General features: G+C 61.3%; 17 protein-coding genes. 9 read left to right on the forward strand and 8 right to left on the reverse strand.

Annotated features, from left to right (window positions below; translation table 11 throughout):
* The first annotated feature begins 90 nt into the window (after positions 1 to 90).
* Genes ACODTY_RS16195 through ACODTY_RS16215 form a run of 5 tightly spaced genes read left to right on the forward strand, consistent with a single transcriptional unit; the run spans position 91 to position 3,549 of the window.
* Positions 91 to 1,056 carry a DUF2303 family protein gene (locus ACODTY_RS16195; protein ID WP_488995244.1) on the forward strand — a complete coding sequence of 322 codons (966 nt, stop codon included), beginning with the start codon at positions 91 to 93 and terminating at the stop codon, positions 1,054 to 1,056.
* A complete protein-coding gene (dnaN, locus tag ACODTY_RS16200; protein ID WP_488995245.1) occupies positions 1,053 to 2,183 on the forward strand; it encodes a DNA polymerase III subunit beta in 1,131 nt (376 codons plus the stop codon). Before ACODTY_RS16195 ends, dnaN begins: the two co-directional genes overlap by 4 nt.
* Positions 2,183 to 2,494 (forward strand): hypothetical protein, encoded by a 312-nt coding sequence (locus ACODTY_RS16205; protein ID WP_488995246.1) that lies wholly within the window; start codon positions 2,183 to 2,185, stop codon positions 2,492 to 2,494. Before dnaN ends, ACODTY_RS16205 begins: the two co-directional genes overlap by 1 nt.
* 1 nt (position 2,495) lies before the next feature.
* On the forward strand, positions 2,496 to 3,023 hold the full coding sequence (locus tag ACODTY_RS16210) for a dATP/dGTP pyrophosphohydrolase domain-containing protein (protein ID WP_488995247.1): 528 nt from the start codon (positions 2,496 to 2,498) through the stop codon (positions 3,021 to 3,023).
* On the forward strand, positions 2,998 to 3,549 hold the full coding sequence (locus ACODTY_RS16215; protein ID WP_488995248.1) for a hypothetical protein: 552 nt from the start codon (positions 2,998 to 3,000) through the stop codon (positions 3,547 to 3,549). Before ACODTY_RS16210 ends, ACODTY_RS16215 begins: the two co-directional genes overlap by 26 nt.
* Positions 3,550 to 3,553: 4 nt before the next feature.
* On the opposite strand, the gene ACODTY_RS16220 is transcribed toward ACODTY_RS16215, so the two are convergent.
* On the reverse strand, positions 3,554 to 4,129 hold the full coding sequence (locus ACODTY_RS16220; protein ID WP_488995249.1) for a hypothetical protein: 576 nt from the start codon (positions 4,127 to 4,129) through the stop codon (positions 3,554 to 3,556).
* Positions 4,130 to 4,369: 240 nt separating this feature from the next.
* On the opposite strand from ACODTY_RS16220, the gene ACODTY_RS16225 reads away from it, so the two are divergent.
* Together ACODTY_RS16225 and ACODTY_RS16230 are read left to right on the forward strand one after the other, a co-directional pair.
* On the forward strand, positions 4,370 to 4,660 hold the full coding sequence (locus ACODTY_RS16225) for a hypothetical protein (protein WP_488995250.1): 291 nt from the start codon (positions 4,370 to 4,372) through the stop codon (positions 4,658 to 4,660).
* A 187-nt stretch (positions 4,661 to 4,847) separates the two neighbouring features.
* Positions 4,848 to 6,137 (forward strand): tyrosine-type recombinase/integrase, encoded by a 1,290-nt coding sequence (locus tag ACODTY_RS16230; protein WP_488995251.1) that lies wholly within the window; start codon positions 4,848 to 4,850, stop codon positions 6,135 to 6,137.
* Positions 6,138 to 6,261: 124 nt separating this feature from the next.
* On the opposite strand, the gene ACODTY_RS16235 is transcribed toward ACODTY_RS16230, so the two are convergent.
* The 4 genes from ACODTY_RS16235 to ACODTY_RS16250 form a co-directional block, all read right to left on the reverse strand.
* Positions 6,262 to 7,881, reverse strand: coding sequence for an ABC transporter ATP-binding protein (locus ACODTY_RS16235; RefSeq protein ID WP_488995252.1), 1,620 nt, complete (start codon positions 7,879 to 7,881; stop codon positions 6,262 to 6,264).
* A gap of 1 nt (position 7,882) precedes the next feature.
* Complete coding sequence (locus ACODTY_RS16240; protein ID WP_488995253.1) at positions 7,883 to 9,001, reverse strand: ABC transporter permease; 1,119 nt, start codon at positions 8,999 to 9,001, stop codon at positions 7,883 to 7,885.
* A complete protein-coding gene (locus ACODTY_RS16245; protein ID WP_488995254.1) occupies positions 8,994 to 9,917 on the reverse strand; it encodes an ABC transporter permease subunit in 924 nt (307 codons plus the stop codon). Before ACODTY_RS16245 ends, ACODTY_RS16240 begins: the two co-directional genes overlap by 8 nt.
* Before the next feature lie 65 nt (positions 9,918 to 9,982).
* On the reverse strand, positions 9,983 to 11,575 hold the full coding sequence (locus ACODTY_RS16250; RefSeq protein ID WP_488995255.1) for a peptide ABC transporter substrate-binding protein: 1,593 nt from the start codon (positions 11,573 to 11,575) through the stop codon (positions 9,983 to 9,985).
* Between the two features lie 291 nt (positions 11,576 to 11,866).
* Here ACODTY_RS16250 and ACODTY_RS16255 point away from each other — a divergent pair, with 291 nt between their 5' ends.
* On the forward strand, positions 11,867 to 12,313 hold the full coding sequence (locus tag ACODTY_RS16255) for a TadE/TadG family type IV pilus assembly protein (protein WP_488995256.1): 447 nt from the start codon (positions 11,867 to 11,869) through the stop codon (positions 12,311 to 12,313).
* A gap of 77 nt (positions 12,314 to 12,390) precedes the next feature.
* Positions 12,391 to 14,085, forward strand: a complete 1,695-nt coding sequence (locus tag ACODTY_RS16260) for a TadG family pilus assembly protein (protein WP_488995257.1) — start codon at positions 12,391 to 12,393, stop codon at positions 14,083 to 14,085.
* Positions 14,086 to 14,094: 9 nt separating this feature from the next.
* Here ACODTY_RS16260 and bglA read toward each other — a convergent pair whose 3' ends face one another.
* From bglA to ACODTY_RS16275, 3 genes are read right to left on the reverse strand one after another with little or no spacing between them, the layout of a single operon-like run.
* Positions 14,095 to 15,726 carry a beta-galactosidase BglA gene (gene bglA / locus ACODTY_RS16265; protein ID WP_488995258.1) on the reverse strand — a complete coding sequence of 544 codons (1,632 nt, stop codon included), beginning with the start codon at positions 15,724 to 15,726 and terminating at the stop codon, positions 14,095 to 14,097.
* The gene (gene glgX / locus ACODTY_RS16270) at positions 15,713 to 17,725 is read right to left on the reverse strand and encodes a glycogen debranching protein GlgX (RefSeq protein WP_488995269.1); all 2,013 of its coding nucleotides are present in this window, start codon (positions 17,723 to 17,725) and stop codon (positions 15,713 to 15,715) included. The genes bglA and glgX overlap by 14 nt, the downstream gene beginning before the upstream one ends.
* Entirely contained in the window at positions 17,722 to 19,350 is a 1,629-nt protein-coding gene (locus ACODTY_RS16275) for an alpha-D-glucose phosphate-specific phosphoglucomutase (protein ID WP_488995259.1), read from the reverse strand. The genes glgX and ACODTY_RS16275 overlap by 4 nt, the downstream gene beginning before the upstream one ends.
* Between the last annotated feature and the right edge of the window lie 3 nt (positions 19,351 to 19,353).

Here is a 19,353-nt window from a genome sequence, read left to right on the forward strand (position 1 = left end):
GCCGGCGGCCGGGCCAGTAGTCGCGGATCAGCACGTCGCTTCGAATGCCCGGCCATCCACCTTTTTCCCAACCCATGAAAGGATCCTGTCATGGCCGACAAAGCCGCCACCACCGAACTGCAAGCCGAGCCCATGCTCCCGCCTCTTGCCGTTGATCTCGGCATCATGGCCGATCTTGGAACGCAGGCAAAAGGCGTCGAGATCGTCAACATCGATAACGTAACCGGCGATCCCGGCGTCCCGGCAAAGGTTCCCGTCGCCTTGCACCGCGGCGAGGTCCCCGCCGCCAAGTCAATCAAGTTCCTGATCGAAGACTATCGCCAGTTTCCCACCCGCAAGACCGGCACGGCCAACGTCCAGACCTTCGACAGCTTCTGCACGCTGACCAACCGGCACAAGACCGACAACAGCGCCATCTTCGCCGACATGGACTGGCGCAAGCCAGCCTTCACCACGGTCGTCGATTATCACGAGTTGCAGAACGGCGGCAAAGCCGACAACGGCAAGCATCGCATTCACTATGCCTTCCCGCTTTCGGAGGAATGGAAGAAGTGGATGGAAATGAACGGCCAGCCGATGAAACAGCAGGACTTCGCCTGGTTTCTTGAAGACCGCATCCTCGAGGTCTCCAGCCCGACCGAGGAAGACAAGGCGCTCTACGAAACCCAGTTCGGCACCAGGATCGCGGCACCCAATCAACTGATCGAACTGTCGCGCGGCCTCAACGTCCGCGTCGATTCCAAGGTGAAGAATGCGCAGACGCTGAATTCCGGCGAAGCCACGATCCAGTTTGAGGAAACCCACACCGACGCCGCCGGCCAGCCGCTCAAGGTGCCCGGCCTGTTCATGCTCTACATCGCGCCGTTCTTCATGGGCGACAAGGTGCGTGTGCCGGTCAGGCTGCGCTACCGCGTCAAGGATGGCAACATCTTCTGGTTCTACGACATCTATCGGCCCGACCTGGTCATCACCGAGTTCGTGCGTGGATCGCTGTTCGAGGCGGAACGGCTCACCACCCTGCCGACCTTCGAGGGCGCGCCGGAGATGCCGGCATGAGTAAGGCCTCGACCATCGTGATCGGGCGGGAGGCATTGCTTCCCGCCCTGCTGCTCGCCACGCGCGTGGTCGAGCGCCGCAACACCATTCCCATCCTCGGCAACGTCCTGCTTGCTGCCGAGGCTGGCACGCTTTCCCTGACCGCCACCGATCTGGACATGGAGATCAAGACCAGCCGTCCCTGCCAGCTTGCCGGGCCGGCCGTTTCCACCACGCTGCCGGCGGCTCACCTGCACGACATCGTGCGCAAGCTGCCGGAAGGCTGCGAGGTGCAACTGACCGGCGACGCGCAGAACTGGGCGATCTCGGCCGGCCGCTCGAAATTCCGCATGCCATGCCTGCCGCCGTCCGATTTCCCTGCCATGAACCGGACCGAGATGCCGGCAAACTTCAGCCTGACGGCCGAGACGCTTGCGCGCATGTTCCAGACTGTCCAGTTCGCCATTTCGAGCGAAGAAACGCGCTATTACCTCAACGGCATCCACTGGCACCGTCGCGGCAGCGAGGATCTTCTCGTCGCCGTCGCCACTGACGGGCATCGCCTGGCCTCCTATACGGCGGCGCTGCCTGCCGGCGTGGCCGACCTGCCCGCCATCATCCTGCCGAAGAAGATGGTCGACACCGTCTTGAAAATCCTGCCTGACAAGGGCGACGTCGCCGTCGAGGTCAGCGCCACCCGCGTCTCGTTCACGCTGGCGGACGGCACGGTGCTGATCTCGAAGCTGATCGACGGAACCTATCCGGACTATCAGCGCGTCGTGCCGCAGGCCAATCCGAACCGGTATCTTGTCGACAAGGCCTCGCTTGCCGCCGCCGTCGATCGCGTCACCACCATCTCGGCCGGGCGCGGCAGCGCGGTGAAGTTCGGCTTCGGCGACGGCGAACTGGCGCTGTCCACCAACAATCCGGACGCCGGCAGCGGTGAGGACAGGCTGAACATTGTGATGCAGGAAGGCCAACCGGTCGAGATCGGCTTCAACGGCCGCTACTGCCTCGACATGCTGGCAGCCGTGAACGCCGAAAATGTCGTGTTCCAGCTTGGCGATGGCGCAGCGCCTTCGCGCATCGTGCCCGCCGACGCCGGCGACAACTGCCCCTATTTCGTCCTGATGCCGATGAGGGTGTGATGAAAGAGCCCTCCGATCTTTCGATGGACGCCCGTGCCTTGATCTCGGCTTGGTTTTCGTGGGGCGAACGAACAAGCGTGAAGATCGGCGGCACCGGCGCTGAAAGCGTCCTGTCTGACCGCGCCGAAGTCGCCATGCAGGAGCTGGTGGATAAGGGCTACGTCGAGGCTTTCCAGTTTAATTCGCATGGTCGAATGGAATACGTCGGCACGGCAAAGTGTGTGGGCCAACGCCTTTCCCACAGCGACATGGAAGCCCACGGTAAGTGGTCACCCACGAAGCCCAATCCTGCCCGGCAGGAGGCTCGCTGATATGGCCATCTTCGAAGTCCTCTCGACGGTCACGCACCGGTCGCTCATGAACAAGTCGAAAGACGATCTGGCCCGATGGATCATGCACCTGCTGAACTGCCGCGACGAAAGCGAGCAGGCGCGCGTCCAGCGCGTCACCGATCTGCTCGAGGCGAGCAACGCTTACCAGCAGATGGCGCGTGACGCGCGCGAAGCGCTTCGCAAGCATCTCGACGTTGTCGCACACCTCACACGTCAGCAGGCTTTTTCAGCCAAGACATTTGGCCCCGGTGCGCGAACCAAGGGCGTGCTCGACCATATCCGCAAGGAATTGACCGAGATCGAGGCCGATCCGGCGGACCTTCGCGAGTGGATCGACGTGATCATCCTTGCATTCGACGGGGCTTTGCGCGCCGGCCACGAACCTTCCACCATCGTGGAGGCGTGGATTGCAAAACAGGCGCGCAACGAAAAGCGCACGTGGCCGGACTGGCGTACCGCCGATCCCGACAAGGCCATTGAACATGTCAAAGGGCAAGCCGATGCCTGATTTCTCCCACACCCGTGTATGGTGGCCACACTTCCTGCTGGACGAGGCGATGCCAGACGGGCGCAAGACCCCGCGCGCATGGCTGGCGCCCAACGAAAACGGCGTCACGGTTATCTATGCCGATGACGACGATGAAAAGACCGTCGCCGGCATGATCGAGGCGGGCACGGTCGTCAAGTTCATGTGGCATGAGGACCGCGGCGAGGTCGATATCCTTCTCATGCCGGACGGCACCTGGTCGCTGACCGGCCCGAGCGATGGCGGCACCATCGACATGTTCACCGGCACCGCATCAGCGCCACCACCGCCTGCCGCCTCGATCGAAACCGCGAACTGGTTTGCCGAAGAAAGCGACTTCGAAACGACCATGGACAGCATGGACGAGTTCGCGCGCCGCTACGCGGAAATGGCCGGCGACATCGAGCCTGAAGGCCGCAGGGTCACGGTCGCCATGGGCCACTGGTCGAACGGCATTCCGTTCCGCACCTCGGCCGATGGCAAGAGCCTTGAGGCTATCGATGGCTGATAGCTCAGTTGTCACCAGGGCTGCTTTTGGCCGGCACGGGATAGGGTGCGAATGCGCCACCATTGTGAGCCAAAAATTGGCGCGTAATAGATTGCCAAAGCGTGACCTGCAGCCGCGGCTTGTCGCCACCCTTAAGCGAGAAAGTAGCCTGGTTGTCTGCAATCGCGTCAAGCGCCCGCATGGTCGGCGGCTCGTCAGCAGCCGCTCGCGAGAACTCACTGTACCAGCGCGCGCATTCTTCGGGAGACGGCTCTACAGCGCACTCTATGTCCGCCATCAAATTGAAATATCGGCGTTGCAGGATTTCGTGCATCCTGGCGCGCCCGGTGTAGTCGAAGACCAACTGCAAGGCTCCCGTCAGCGCAATTACACCACCCAACACAAGCGAGGCGATCCCGCTGCCACGTGTGATTTCTGCTGCAGCACCCGTACCACCCAAGATGATGATCAGGTTGAAGAAGCGGTTGATCCCATCAAGGAACCGTCTCCTGGCCAAATGGTACAGCGCATTGCGCAGCGCCATATGACGAAGTTTGAAGACGCGTTCATCAGCGTCCTCAACCTGCATCATCTCAGTCATTGCTATTTTCCTTTCTTACCCCCGCTGCTCGGCGGCGGCTGGTTGCCATGCGATCGGGTTGTATTCGCAGTCTCACTCTTGACCGAACCCGTTCCTGGCCGATTTGACGACTTTCCAGTCGAGGAGCCCCCTCCGCCCTTCTGCTCTGCCATTTCAAACAGTCTCCTTGTGTCTTGGTCACTTGGGGATTGGTGTTCCGACGCGTCCCCCAATGGCGCGTCGGAACCTCACACTCATCCTTTGATCACGCCTCCGCAAGGCTTCTCTGTTGCCAACGTCACGATAAACACCAATGTTTTACTGGTCGAGGAAGCAACAACACAGCCCTACATCTACCGCTGGGATCGGGACGGCCGCAAAGGTTGGCCGTGCCGGATCCTCGCGCGCAGCAGGCGCATGCCGCCCTCGCCTGCAAGAATCGTCGTATTCGGCCAGCCTGCGCCGAAGAACTTCAATTCCATCCTGATCGAGTTCTCGGAGGGTCGCCGCACCGTCACCAGCGGCAACGCCATCCGGAAGGTGAAACCGTGAAACTGCCGGACAACTACACCGATGCGACGCCGCTGCGGCTTGAAATTGCAGCGCAGATCGCGTTTCCGGATGGATCGATGGGCGCACCCGGCTTGCGCAAGGAGCGCGACGCTGGTCGATTGGTGACGGAGTTGATTGCCGGCAAGGAATACGTCACCTTGGCCGCGATTGCCGAAATGAGGGAATTATGCCGAGGACTGCGAAAGGGGCGAGGCTCGTCTGGCGCGACGAAAGCCGGAAATCGGACGGTTCCCTGCGCAGCAAGGCCGGGTGGTTCATCCGCGACGGGGCAACCTTCATCAGCGCTTGCGGCGGCTCTGGCGACCGCGAACGCGCTGAAAAAGCACTCGCAGCCTACATCAACGAAAAATACCAGCCGGCCAGAGAGCGCGGCCGCGACCCCGATTCCGTTGAGATAGCCGACGCGGTCAACGTCTACCTGAAGGACGTTGCCCCCACCCACGCCAAGCCGAGCGAGACAGGCGCGCGCCTTGTTTCCATCCTCGAGTGGTTCGGCGAACGCACGCTCGGCGATATCAACGGCAAGCTCTGCCGCGACTATGCAGAGGCTCGCGGCAATGGAGCGGCCGCGCGGCGCCAACTGGAAGACCTGCGCGCGGCAGTGAACTACTACCACAAGGAAGGCTATGTCACCTCGGCGCCGGCTATCACCCTGCCGGGCAAGCCGGAGGCTCGTGAGCGCTGGCTGACCCGCGACGAAGCCGCTCGCCTGCTGTGGTCAGCATGGCGCATGAAGCAGAAATGGAAGGGGCAGGACAGCGATCGCCGCACCGGCAGGCACATTGCCCGCTTCATCCTCGTCGCGCTCTACACAGGCACCCGCTCGGCCGCGATCTGCAACGCGGCCATGAAGCCCACTGAAGGTCGCGGCCATGTCGATCTCGATCGCGGTGTGTTCTATCGCCGGGCACAGGGCGTGCGGGAAACCAAGAAACGCCAACCGCCCGTCAAGCTGCCGGATCGGCTTGTTGCCCACCTGCGCCGCTGGGCGCGCACACCGCTGGAAATCAAGACGAAGAACCGCGGCAAGAGCAAAAACCTCGGCCGCATGATTGCCCATGACTTCGTCGTCGAGTGGAACGGCAAGCCAGTCCAGTCGATCAAGAAGGCCTTCCGCCGCGTCCGCACGGAAGCAGGCCTTGGCGAGGACGTGACGCCCCACATCTTCCGGCATACCGCCGCGACTTGGTTGATGCAGCAGGGCGCGGATGTATGGTCGGCAGCGGGTTTCCTTGGCATGACAGTCGACGTGCTGATAGCGACTTACGGCCACCATCATCCCGATTATCAGGCCGACGCTGCCGAGGCGATCACGTCGAAGGCCAACACGCGGCGACTTCCGAAAAACGTCGTTCCTCTTGCCGCCAAACGGACGGGGAACAAACCGGCCTCTCCCCACAGAAACCCCACAGAAAAGCCAGAAACAAACGTGAACAATGGCACTTCATCGAAATAGGAAACGCCGGAAATCAGCGCCTTTGCTGGCCGCCTCCCCCGTTCGGGACGATGGGGTCGCAGGTTCAAATCCTGCCACTCCGACCAGAACAATTCCCTGAAAAATCTGCGCTTTCCGGATCGCCTCAGGCGCTCAGCCGAAAGCGCGTGGAATCAACCGCAGCAGCCATCAGCGTCTGCGTGTAGATATCGCGCGGGCTGCTGAAAATTTCCTCTGTCGGCCCTTCCTCCACGATCTTTCCCTGCTTCATGACGATGATGTAGTCGGCCATGGCCCTCACCACCGCAAGATCATGGCTGATGAAGAGATACGACAGGTTGTGGCTCGCCTGCAGTTTGCGCAGCAGGTCGACAATCTGCTTTTGCACTGACCGGTCGAGCGCCGAAGTCGGCTCATCCAGCACCACCACCTTCGGCTTGAGGATCATGGCGCGCGCAATGGCGATGCGCTGCCGCTGGCCGCCGGAAAACTCGTGCGGATAGCGGTTTCTCGTGTCCGGATCGAGGCCGACTTCCTTCAGCGCCGCGACCGCTCGTTGGTCGCGCTCCTTGGCGCTGATATCCGGTTCGTGAACCAGTAGGCCTTCGGTCACGACCTGCCCGATGGTCATGCGCGGCGACAGCGAGCCGAACGGGTCCTGGAACACCAGTTGCAGTTCGCGGCGCAGCGGCCGCATGGCCTGCCGGTCGGCGCTTGAAATATCGTGCTCGCCAAAGCGAATGACGCCGTCGCTTGGCAACAGCCTCAGCAGCGCGCGGCCCAAAGTCGATTTGCCCGAACCCGATTCGCCGACGATGCCGATGGTCTGGTTTTCCTTCAGCCGCACGGAAATATGGTCGACGGCACGCAGCATCAAAGGCGGCCCACCAAGAAAGCCGCCGCCGATCCTGAACGCAACTTCGACATTGCGCCCTTCGAGCAGCACCGGTGCGTTCGGCAAAGGCGCAGATTTGGAACCGGTGGGCTCGGCCGCCAGCAGCATCTGCGTATAGCTGTGCTGCGGATTGGCGAAGAGAGCCTCCGCTTCGCCTTCCTCGATCACCTCGCCGCTGCGCATCACATAGACCCGGTCGGCGAACCGCCGGACAATGCCGAGATCATGCGTGATGAAGACAATCGCCATGCCGAGCTTGCGCTGCAATTCCGCCAGCAGCATCAGGATTTGCGCCTGGATGGTTACGTCGAGCGCAGTCGTGGGTTCATCAGCAATGAGAATATCGGGATCGTTTGCCAGCGCCATGGCAATCATGACGCGCTGGCGCTGGCCGCCCGACATCTCGTGCGGATAGGATTTCATGCGCCGTTCCGGATCGGGAATCTGCACCAGTTTCAGCAGGCGCAGCGCCTCCTTGTGGGCTTCCGGAACGCTCAAGCCCCTATGATGGCGGATCGGCTCGATCAACTGGCTGCCGATCGAATACAGAGGATCAAGCGACGTCATCGGCTCCTGGAAGATCATGCTGATCTTGCGGCCGCGAACCTTGTTCAGCTCCGATTTGCTCAGCGTGAGCAGGTTGCGTCCGCGATAGTCCACGACGCCGGATGCCTCGCCATTCGAGGCAAGCAGGTTCATTGCCGCCATCATGGTCTGGCTCTTGCCGGAGCCGGACTCGCCGACGACCGCCACCGTCTCGCCAGCGTCGACGTGAATGTTTATCCCCTTCACCGCCTCGACCACGCCGTCCAGCGTGCGAAACCGCACCCGCAGGTCCTTCACCTCGAGGATTTTCTCGCCACTCGCCATGTCAACGTTCCTTCGGGTCGAGGGCATCGCGCAGGCCGTCGCCGACAAAATTCAGCGCAAACAGCGTTGAAACAAGGAAGAATGCCGGAAACAAGAGCAGCCAGTTTGCCGTGCCGATGTTCTTGGCGCCGACCGAGATCAGCACGCCCCAACTCGTCATCGGCTCCTGCACGCCCAGTCCAAGGAACGACAGGAAGCTCTCAAGGATGATGACCTGCGGCACGAGCAACGTCATGTAGATGACGACCGGACCAAGCAGGTTCGGGATCACGTGGCGCATCAGGATGCCGCGCGTGCGCACGCCGAGCGCTTCTGCCGCCTGCACATATTCCTGACGCCTTATCGACAGCGCCTGGCCGCGCACGATGCGCGCCATGTCCAGCCACAGCACGGCTCCCACGGCCAGGAACATCAGCACGAAGTTTCGGCCGAAAAACACCACCAGCATGATGACGAAGAAAATGAACGGCAGCGAATAGAGCACGTCCACGATGCGCATCATCACCTCGTCGGTCTTGCCGCCGACGAAGCCGGCAGTCGCTCCGTAGACGACGCCGATGGTGACGGCCACAAAACCCGCCAAAAGGCCGATGGCGAGCGAGATGCGGCCCGCCATCAAAGTGCGCGAAAGCATGTCGCGGCCGGTATTGTCGGTGCCAAAAAAGAAATACTGCTGCTTGACCGACGCGCTCATGGTCATTTCCAGGCCATCGGCGGATTTGCCCTCCACCTTGGCGTCGTCAAAGGTGTCGGACCGGTCGAGATAGCGCGCATTGCGCTCATCGACCGCCTTTGACGAGGCGACGGTGACGAATACGCGTTCACCCTCCTGGTGCCATTCCTTCACATCGACGCGCATGCGCTTGACCGCCTCGGCCAGCGCCGTTTCGATCATGTCGGCTTTCGGATAGGAGGAAAGGCTGGGCGCAGTGCGCACATAGTCGGCGTAGATGGTCGTATATTGGTGCGGAACGAAATAGGGCCCGACAACGCAGACCACCGCCATGGCGATGAGGTAGTACAGGCTGAACATTGCGGCGCGGTTGGCCTTGAGCCGCGCCCACGCGTCGCCCCACAAGGATCGTCCGGCTACCGGCGCGGCCATGACGGCATCAGTCATAGCGGACCCTCGGATCGACCACGGCGTACATGATGTCCACGATCAGGTTGAAGACGATCGTGAACAGGGCAATCACCACAACCGTACCCATCACCAGCGTATAGTCGCGATTGAGCGCCGCATCGACGAAATAGCGGCCGATACCGGGTATGGCGAAGATCGTCTCGACGATGATCGAGCCCGTCAACAATGCTGCCGCCGCCGGACCGGTAAAGGAAATGATCGGCAAAACCGCCCCGCGCAAAGCATGCCGCACCACCACTGACCAGTCGGAGAGCCCCAGCGCGCGCGCCGTCCTGATGTGGTGAGAACGCAGCGATTCGATCATCGAGCCGCGCATCAGGCGCGCCACGATGGCGATCTGCGGCAGCGCGAGCGTCAGCACCGGCCCGATCTTGTTGAGCAGCGCGCCGTCGCCCCAGCCGCCGATTGGCAGCAGCTTCCAGCTCAACCCGAAAACGAGCTGGATTATGGGCGCAATGACGAAGGTCGGAATGGTGCTGCCGGCGGTTGCCAGCGCAATCACCGAATAGTCGCCCCATTTGTTCTGGTTCAGCGCCGCAACGGTTCCCAGCAGCGTTCCCAATATCAGGGCAAGGATCAATGCGGACGCGCCGAGTTGAACCGAAATCGGCAAGCCCTTGGCGAACAACTCGCCGACGGTGAAGTCGGGCAGATTGTAACTAGGACCGAAATTGCCGTGCAGCAGATTTTTGAGGTAGTTGCCGTATTGCAGCCACAACGGATCATTCAGTCCAAATTGGGCTTCCAGATTGGCCTTGATCTCCGGGCTTAGTCCCCTCTCCTGATTGAACGGCCCTCCCGGAGCCACGCGGATCAGGAAGAATGCCAGCGTCACGATGACGAACAGCGTGGGTATGGCGGTCAGCAACCGCCTCAATACATAGAGCAGCACAACCGGCCCTCCTCACTTGCAAGGAATGAGCCGCCGCTTCTTCAGAAACGGCGGCTCCAGTCCCGTCAGTCCTTGCTGATGAAGCGAGTCGGATGAACGTCCATGACGTTTTCGTCGAAGCCGTGAATCTTCGGCGAAACGAGGTTCTTGTAGGAGTAATACAGGATCGGAATCTGGCCGACATCGTCAATCAGCACGCGCTCGGCTTCCGACAGGTCCTTCATGCGTTCCGCTGGATTGCCACCGGCCGCAGCCGCCTTGTCCATCAATTCCTCGAACTTTGGATTGTTGAAGTTCGAATAGTTGTTGCCGCTCGCCTTGCGCGAAATGCCGAGGAAGGTTTCCGGATCCTTGTAGTCCGCAATCCAGCCAGCGCGGGCGACGTCATAATCGCCCTTCTGTTCCAGGAAGGAATAGTGCGTCTTGGTGTCGGTATTGAGCAAGGTCACCTCGACGCCAAGCGGCTTCAACTGCTCCTGAATGGCGACAGCCGTGTTCTTGTGGTTTTCCGAGGTGTTGTAGCGGATTTCCATCTTGAGCGGCTTTTCCGGCGTGTAGCCAAGCTTCTCAAGCACCTTTTTCGCCTCGTCCTCGCGGTCGATCTGCGACATGTCGGCGAACTTGGCCATTGCAGAGGTATAGCCTTCGATACCGGGAGGAACCATCGAGTAGCCCGGCAACATGGAGTTTTGCCAAACCTTCTCAGCTATGAAATCGCGGTCGATGGCCATCGAGATGGCGTTGCGCAATTCGACATTGTCCCACGGGGCTTTGTCGGTCTTGATCGAATAGTAGTAGGTGCCGAGATATGGCCCGATACGGAGCTGGTCGCCGAATTTTGCCTTCAGTTCGGCCATCTGTTCGGTCGGAATGTCGTCGTTGGAGTCCAGTTCGCCGGCTTCGAAGCGCTTGATGGCCGTGGAGCGGTCCTCGGTCGGGATATAGTTGACCGTATCGATCTTGACGTTGTCGGCGTCGTGGAACTTGGGATTCTTGACAAGCTTGATGTGATCGTTGGGAACAAATTCGGCCAGCGTATAAGCGCCGTTCGACACCAGGTTTCCGGGCTTGATCCAGTCGGCGCCAAGCTTTTCGATTGCCGCCTTGTTGACCGGATAGCTCGACTGGTGCGTCAGCATCTCAAGGAAATAAGGCGTCGGCGCATTGAGCGTGACCTCGAAGGTTTCCGGGTCCACGGCCTTGACGCCGAGTTCTTCCGGCTTAGCCTTGCCCGTGTTGACCGCTTCGCCATTCTTCACCACGTAGAGCATTGATGCGTATTCGGCACCGGTCGTGGGGTCTTCAAGACGGCGGAACGCATAGACGAAGTCGTCGGCGGTAACGGGGCTGCCATCCGACCAGACCCCACCCTTGCGCAGCTTGAAGGTGTAGACGGTACCGTCGTCGGAAACGGTCCAGCTCTCGGCTGCACCCGGAATCAGGTTCGAATCCTTGTCCTGCATGACAAGGCCTTCGAACAGGTCGCGCAGGATGTGTGCTTCATAAACCGTCGATGTCTTGTGAGGATCGAGCGATTCCGGGTCGGCGGAATTTCCGCGGTTGTAGACGACTTCCGCGAAGGCGGGCGTGTAGAACGCGCCAGTGGCCAAAGCCATCGTTGTGGCGAACACAGTCGCCTTTAGCATTCCCTTGAACATGAAGCTCTCCCTTTTGGCGCGCATAAAACAGCGCCTCTCGAACACTGGTGCCCCGGAACCGGATTGTCCGGTTTCCGTAAGCAGGCGACGGGCTCCCATTCCCGTCGCTGGTGGAGGGGAGACTAGACACGCGCAAATCCTATTTCAACAAAGTCATGCATGACGCTGCGTGATGCGGGGGAAATCTCGCGCTCCGACATAAGCGGCATGGAGCCGCCACAACTTGAATGCTACTCAAGGTTGTATTTCTGCTTTGCGATTTTTACGGACCTGCCCGCATAGCGTCTGAACATGCTACGCACTGCCGTTTCAAATGCTCGCATCTCCCATTTCCAGCATGATCGCTCAGCGACAGCGGCCGTTGAATTCGCAATCCTTTCGCCGATCCTCATTCTGGTTCTGCTCGGAATGGTTGCATATGGAATTTATTTCGGAGCAAGCCATTCCATCCAGCAACTCGCGGCCGACGCGGCGCGAACCGCAATAGCGGGCCTGTCGGCATCGGAACGCGAGGCGCTGGTCACCGAATACATCGACCGCAATGCGGGCAAGTATCCCTTCGTCGATCCCCACAAGCTGGTGGTCGAAGCAAATGACAGCACCAATGACGGCAGCCAGTTCGTCGTTTCGCTCAGCTACGACGCCAGCAGCCTGCCAATCTGGGGCCTGTTCAATGGTCTCGTCATGCCGGACACGACCATCGAGCGGGCGTCCACCATCAGGATCGGAGGCCTGTGATGCACCGACAAATCACGTTGAGCCTACGAGAATCCTGGCGGCAGCTAATATCCAGCAGGCACGCCAATTTTGCCGTGATGACCGCGCTTTTCGCCCCGGTTGCCATCACCTTGACCGCCTTTGCGGTGGACGAAGGCGCGCTCTACACCGAACGCCGCGCCGCGCAGTCGCTGGTTGACCTGGCTGCGATCACAGCCGCTGCAAACATCAACAAGGCCGACGCCGCCGTGCTCGCCACCTTCGCAGACAATGGCATGGGCGCGGTCACCCTTCTTGGTTCAGGAGGTTCGACCCAACCGTCGTCAGGACAAGCAGTGGTCGAAGTTTTGCGTGGAAGATATGCCGCCAACGGGGCAGTCGCCGCGTCGGGAAGGTTCGAGGCGGGGAAACAACCGTACAACGCCGTCAAAGTTTCCATGCGCAAGATCGGCCATCTCTATTTCGGCACCGCGATCATGGCGCCGCCGGTTCTCGGCACCACGGCAATTGCCAGCGCCAAGGCTGAAGCTGCCTTTTCAGTAGGATCGCGGCTTTTGAAACTCGACGGCGGTATCGCCAACGCCATATTGGGCGCGCTTGTCGGCGGCAACATCAAGCTCGACGTCATGGACTACAACGCGCTCGTCTCGGCGGACATCGATGTGCTCTCCTTCATCGACGCACTGGCCACCCAGTTGCATGTGACCGGAGGCACCTATTCGGACGTGCTCGCGTCCGAAGCCACCATCGGCCAGATCGCAAGCGCCATGGCCAATGTTCCGGGGCTGGATCGTCCCAGCAAACTGGCATTGCAGGCAATCGCGGCAGGCGCGGGCAACACGGTCAAGGTTCCTTTGAAGCATCTGGTGGATCTCGGCCCAGTCGGCAATCTCGGCCTCGGACAGAAGCCCGCTGGCCTGACCGTGGCCGCGAACGCGCTCAGCATGCTGACCGCTGGTGCCGCCCTTGCCAACGGTTCGCATCAGGTCGAGGTCGATCTTGCCGCGACCATACCGGGACTGTCGGCGGTCACCTTGGACCTTGCCATAGGCGAACCGGAGCAATTCTCACCCTGGCTGGCGGTCGGCGAAGCAGGCACGGTCGTGCGCACTGCCCAGACGCGCATCAAGCTGACCGCCACCGTCAGTCCGGGCACCTCGGCGCTTGGCGGAGGGATCAAGCTGTTGTCGGTCAGGCTTCCGCTTCACATTGAAGTGGCGCATGCCGAGGTGAGGCTTGCCGACATCAGTTGCCCAACCGGTCGGCCCGACAGCATGAAGGTAACAGTCGCTGCCCAGCCGGGCATTGCTTCCCTCAGGCTGGCCGAAAGCGATGCCAGCGGCTTTGCCGACTTCACGCGGCCGCAGTCGTTTCACGAGGCCACCATCGCGGAAGCCAGCATCAAGCTGCTCCTGCTTTCGCTCGATCTCCTGAAGATCAAGGGACAGGCATTCGTGGCCATTGAAAACATGGCCCCGCAGAACCTGACCTTCAGCCGGAGCGACATAGACGGCAAGAAGGTCAAGACCGTCTCGACGCGCGATGCAGCAAAATCGCTTACGACATCGCTCGTCTCCAACCTTTCCCTTTCGGTAAACGCAGCCGGGCTCAGCCTCGACGTAACCAGCCTGCTCGGCACGGTGAAACCGGCAGTGGTGAAAACGCTGAGCGGTGTCGCCGAACCGGTCGATACGCTGCTCAACTCCGTTCTCGGCCTTCTCGGCGTCAGCCTTGGCCAGGCCGATGTCCGCGTGACCGGCGCAAGCTGTGGCCGGTCCGTGCTGGTGCAGTGAGGCGTGCCGTCAGCCGATCGTGCCGATGAAGGCTGACAGACCGGCAAGCTTCAGTCTGTTCCCGTCCACTGTCGCGCTAGCGCCTGCGAAATCCAACGCCGTAACAGCACCCAAAAACTTCGGCAGCGTCCAACTTGCCGCCGAAGCGCTGAAATTGAACGCGCAGAGAAGCTTTTCGCCGTCACCTTCGCGGATGAAGGCAAGCACATCGTCTCCGGCATCAAGGAAACGAATAGAGCCCGACCTCAGCGCGGCGTGATTTTTGCGCAGCGCGAGCGCCGCGCGGTAGTGCTGTAGGATCGAGTTCGTATCGACTTGCTGGACATCCACCGCCTTGACCCGATGGCCAGCCGGAATCGGGAGCCACGGCTTGCCCGTTGTGAAGCCGGCATTGTCTTCATCGCGCTGCCACACCATGGGAGTCCTCGCGCCATCACGTCCCTTGAAGCCCGGCCAGAAGCGGATGCCGTAGGGATCGCGCAAATCCTCGAATGCCAGTTCGGCTTCCTCCAGTCCCAGTTCCTCGCCTTGATAGAGGCAAATCGAGCCGCGCAGGCAACAGAGCATCTCTATCGAAAACTTGGCGAGAACGGACGGATCGCTCCCCGGCTTAGCCCAGCGCGTCACATGGCGCACGACATCGTGGTTGGAAAAGGCCCAGCATGGCCAGCCATCAGGCGCCGCCAGTTCGAAAGCCTCCACGCATTCGCGCACATGGGCAGCCGAGAATTTGGGACCGAGCAGATCGAACGTGTAGCACATATGGAGCTTGTCGCCGCCCGACGTATAGGCGGCGAGCGTTTCCAGCGAACGGTCCTCGTCGCCGATTTCGCCAACGCTGGCGCGGTTGTCATACTGATCCAGCAGTGCGCGAAACCGCTTGAGGAAGTCGATGTTTTCGGGCCGGGTCTTGTCGAACAGATGCCATTGATAAAGGTAGGGATTCGCCTCGGCATCCTTGTCGACAGGACTGGTCGCGAGAGGCGGATTGCTGCGCAAGCGCCGATCCTGGAAGTAGTAGTTGACCGTATCCAGCCGGAAGCCGTCCACGCCGCGATCGAGCCAGAAGCGCACGCTGTCCAGAAGCGCGTCCTGCACCTCCGGATTGTGGAAGTTGAGCGCTGGCTGCGAGGCCAGGAAATTGTGCAGGTAGTATTGCCGACGCGTCGAATCCCATTCCCACGCCGGCCCGCCAAACACCGATAGCCAATTGTTGGGAGCCGTTCCGTCAGGCATGGCGTCGGCCCAGACATACCAGTCCGCCTTCGGGTTGCCCCAACTCGCGCGGCTCTCGACGAACCACGGGTGCTTGTCGGACGAGTGCGCCAGCACCTGATCGATGATTACCTTGAGGCCGAGCCGATGGGCCTCCGCGACAACGGCGTCGAAGTCCTCGATGCCGCCGAACATCGGATCGACGGCGCAGTAATCCGACACGTCGTAGCCCATGTCGGCCATCGGCGACTTGAAGAACGGGGATAGCCAGATCGCATCGACCCCGAGCGAGGCAACATGGCCAAGCCGTTCTGCAATGCCCGCCAGATCGCCACTGCCGTCGCCCGTGGTGTCCTGGAAGGAGCGCGGATAAATCTGGTAGATGGCGCAGCCACGCCACCATGAAGCCGGTTCACTGTTCGCCATCGGATGCATCTTTTCTTTCGATCATGAAGGCCACGCTTCGCCCCGCCAGCGGTTGCGAGTCCACAGCCGCACCGCCTTCGAGCGCAGCCGTCCAACTGAAGCCATCGCGCCCCGGTAGCGCGAATTTGGCGGGTTGGTCGTTGCCATTCACGACAACCGCCAACCGCCCGCCGCCCGGCTTTCCCGTCGCCAGAACCATGGCCAGACGCCGCCCATCGCGCCACTCATGTTCCTGCATGGGTGTCCCCGCCTCGGTCAGCCATTCGACGTCAGGTACATCAGCAACTGCCGGATGACCGCTCAGGAAGCCGGTTTCGCTCAAGGCTGGAACGGATCGCCGCAATCTGGAGAGAGCGGCAACATAGCGCTCCATCTCCGTGTCGCGGCTCGACCAATCGAGCCACGTCAAATCATTGTCCTGCGCATAGGCGTTGTTGTTGCCATGCTGGCTGCGCCCGAACTCGTCGCCCGCCGTCAGCATGATCGTGCCGCGCGAAGCAAACAACGTCGCCAGAAGCGCGCCGACATCGGCCTTGCGGCGCAGCGCAACTTCAGGGTCCGTCGCTGCCCCTTCCACGCCATTGTTCCACGACAGATTGTCGTCGTGGCCGTCGCGGTTGCCTTCGCCATTCGCCTCATTGTGCTTCTGTCGATACGAAACCAGATCGGCCAGCGTCATGCCGTCATGCGCCGCGATGAAATTGACCGTCCGGCTTTCACTCGCACCCGCTTTGGCAAACACGTCCGAAGAGCCGGCGAGCCGGGTCGCGAGCGCTCCCAACGTGCCGGCATCGCCGCGCCAGAAGCGCCGCACGTCGTCGCGATAACGGTCGTTCCATTCAAGAAACGGCGGCCGGAAATTGCCGAGCTGATAGCCGCCCGGACCAATGTCCCACGGCTCCGCAATCAGGATGCGACTGCCGAGCAAAGCGTCGGAGCGGATTGCCCGCAGCAGCGGAGCATCGGCATCGAAGCCGGTTTCGATACGACCCAGCACCGGCGCGAGGTCGAAGCGGAAACCATCGACGCCCGCTTCGCGCACGAAATGGCGCAGGCTGTCCAGGACGAGTTCCTGCACGATGGCATGCAGGCAATTGACCGTATTGCCGGTGCCGGTGTCGTTGATGAGCTGGCCATCCGCTGCGTGTCGGAAGTAGGCCCGGCTGTCGAGCCCACGCAGCGACAGCAACGTCCCAAGGGCATCGCTCTCGCCAGTGTGGTTGAAGACAACATCGAGAACGACACCGATGCCAGCACCGTGAAGGGCGGCAACCGCGTGTCGAAGGTCGGCCAATCCACCCGGCGCAAGACGTGGGTCGAGCGCCATGAAGGTGACCGGATTGTAGCCCCAGCCATTGGCCAGCCCGAGCGGCGGCAAATGCCGCTCGTCAATCCAGGCGGTAATCGGCATCAGTTCGACGGCTGACACGCCGAGCCGGGTAAGGTGATCGATTATCGCGGGATGGGCGAGCGCGCGGAGCGTGCCGCGATCGTGAGCCGGAATATCAGGATGCCGCATGGTGAAGGCGCGCACCGACACTTCATAGATGAGGCCGCCCGGTCGAAAAAGCGGCGGCGCGGGCGCGATTTCAGACGTGCGTTCGCGCACAACCGCCTTCGGCACCAGCACCGCCGTATCGACGCCACGCTCGCTCGCCGTCAGGCGCGTATCGTAGGCATAGGGGCGATCGATCTCGACTGCATAAGGATCGACCAGCAATTTGTCCGGGTCGAACCAGAGCCCGCCTTCGGGGGCATAGGGACCGTCAGCGCGAAGGCCGTAGCGCGCACCTTCCCGCAAGCCGCCCACAAACCGCGCGAACGCGCCATCGCCTTCCGGCGTCAGTTCCAGCCTGTCGGTTTCGAGCTTGCCCTGCTGATCGAAGAGCGAAACCCATATCCGCTCGGCAGCGCCGGACCACGCGGCAAAGCGCACGCCGCCTTGCTGGACAAGGCTGCCGAAACGCGGGGATTTATCCGAGTAGGTCGTATTGGTCAGGTGATGACACTCGGCTTGTCGCGGCCGGTATGGCTGCGGATTCCGGCGATGTCATCGGCGGCGGCAATCAGGTCGGCAAGTGCTGCCTGTGTCTCCATGCCGTGCTTTGACGGGTCGGGTTCGTAGCGCTCGATGTAAACGCGCAGCGTCGCCCCGCTGGTGCCGGTGCCCGACAGGCGAAAGACGACACGCGAGCCGCCTTCGAAAAGCACGCGGATGCCCTGATGCTCGCTGACCGAGCCGTCAACCGGATCGTGATAAGCGAAGTCATCGGCCTTCTCGACGGTCAGACCACGCACCTTGGTTCCGGGCATCGAGGCCAGCTTGCCGCGCAGTTCCGACACCAGCGCATTGGCGCGCTCGGTCTCGACCTCCTCGTAATCGTGACGCGAATAATAGTTGCGGCCATAGGTGGCCCAGTGCTTCTCCACAATCTCCTTCACGCTTTCGCCGCGCGCGGCGATGATGGAAAGCCACAACAGCACCGCCCAAAGCCCGTCCTTCTCGCGCACATGGTTGGAGCCGGTGCCCGCGCTTTCCTCGCCGCAGATCGTCGCCATGCCGGCATCGAGCAGGTTGCCGAAGAATTTCCAGCCGGTCGGCGTTTCGTAGATGCCGACGCCCAGCTTTTCCGCAACGCGGTCGGCGGCGCCGCTGGTCGGCATGGAGCGTGCGATGCCGGCCAGGCCCTTCCTGTAACCGGGAGCCACGGTGGCGTTGGCGGCAAGCATAGCGACCGAATCCGAGGGCGTAACGAATATGCCCTTGCCGATGATCAGGTTGCGGTCGCCGTCGCCGTCCGAAGCCGCGCCGAAGTCCGGCGCATCCGCGCTCATCATCTCGTCATAGAGATGCTTGGCGTGAACGAGGTTCGGGTCAGGGTGATGACCGCCGAAGTCCGGCAGCGGCTTGAAGTTGCGGCAAGTGCCGTCTGCAGCGCCCAGACGACGCTCCAGGATTTCCTTGCCATATGGACCCGTAACGGCGTGCATGGCATCGAAACGCATCCGGAAACCTGATTCAAAAAGCTTTCGCAAGGCATTGAAATCGAATAGGCTTTCCATCAGCTCGGCGTAGTCTTTCACCGGGTCGATGACCTCCACGGTCATGCCGCCGGCCTTTACCGCGCCGATCTTGTCGATGTCGATCTCACCTACGTCGGCGATCTTGTACTCTCTGATCGCCTTCGACTTGGCGAAGATCGCGTCGGTGATTTTTTCAGGAGCCGGCCCGCCATTTTCGGCATTGTACTTGATGCCGAAATCCTCGTGCGGGCCGCCCGGATTATGGCTGGCCGACAGGATGATGCCGCCGAAGGCCTTGTACTTGCGGATCACGTTGGATGCGGCAGGCGTCGACAGGATACCGCCCTGCCCGACCATCACCTTGCCGAACCCGTTGCCGGCAGCAATGCCGATCACCTTCTGGATGACCTCGCGATTGTAGAAACGGCCATCGCCGCCGAGCACCAGCGTCTTGCCTTCGAAACCATCCAGGGCATCAAAGATCGACTGGATGAAATTCTCCGCATAGTGCTCCTGCTGGAACACCGGCACCTTCTTGCGCAGGCCTGACGTGCCCGGCTTCTGGTCGTCATAAGGTTTGGTGGCGACGGTGCGTATCATCGG

This window comes from Mesorhizobium sp. FG116 (genome assembly GCF_057809835.1).

Coding starts and splice junctions, on each gene's coding strand:
- ACODTY_RS16255 (WP_488995256.1), top strand. CDS start 11,867: ATGCTACGCACTGCCGTTTCAAATGCTCGCATCTCCCATTTCCAGCAT.
- ACODTY_RS16275 (WP_488995259.1), bottom strand. CDS start 19,350: ATGATACGCACCGTCGCCACCAAACCTTATGACGACCAGAAGCCGGGC.
- bglA (WP_488995258.1), bottom strand. CDS start 15,726: ATGGCGAACAGTGAACCGGCTTCATGGTGGCGTGGCTGCGCCATCTAC.
- ACODTY_RS16195 (WP_488995244.1), top strand. CDS start 91: ATGGCCGACAAAGCCGCCACCACCGAACTGCAAGCCGAGCCCATGCTC.
- ACODTY_RS16230 (WP_488995251.1), top strand. CDS start 4,848: ATGCCGAGGACTGCGAAAGGGGCGAGGCTCGTCTGGCGCGACGAAAGC.
- ACODTY_RS16205 (WP_488995246.1), top strand. CDS start 2,183: ATGAAAGAGCCCTCCGATCTTTCGATGGACGCCCGTGCCTTGATCTCG.
- ACODTY_RS16240 (WP_488995253.1), bottom strand. CDS start 9,001: ATGACTGATGCCGTCATGGCCGCGCCGGTAGCCGGACGATCCTTGTGG.
- ACODTY_RS16235 (WP_488995252.1), bottom strand. CDS start 7,881: ATGGCGAGTGGCGAGAAAATCCTCGAGGTGAAGGACCTGCGGGTGCGG.
- ACODTY_RS16210 (WP_488995247.1), top strand. CDS start 2,496: ATGGCCATCTTCGAAGTCCTCTCGACGGTCACGCACCGGTCGCTCATG.
- ACODTY_RS16220 (WP_488995249.1), bottom strand. CDS start 4,129: ATGACTGAGATGATGCAGGTTGAGGACGCTGATGAACGCGTCTTCAAA.
- ACODTY_RS16215 (WP_488995248.1), top strand. CDS start 2,998: ATGTCAAAGGGCAAGCCGATGCCTGATTTCTCCCACACCCGTGTATGG.
- dnaN (WP_488995245.1), top strand. CDS start 1,053: ATGAGTAAGGCCTCGACCATCGTGATCGGGCGGGAGGCATTGCTTCCC.
- ACODTY_RS16260 (WP_488995257.1), top strand. CDS start 12,391: ATGACCGCGCTTTTCGCCCCGGTTGCCATCACCTTGACCGCCTTTGCG.
- ACODTY_RS16250 (WP_488995255.1), bottom strand. CDS start 11,575: ATGTTCAAGGGAATGCTAAAGGCGACTGTGTTCGCCACAACGATGGCT.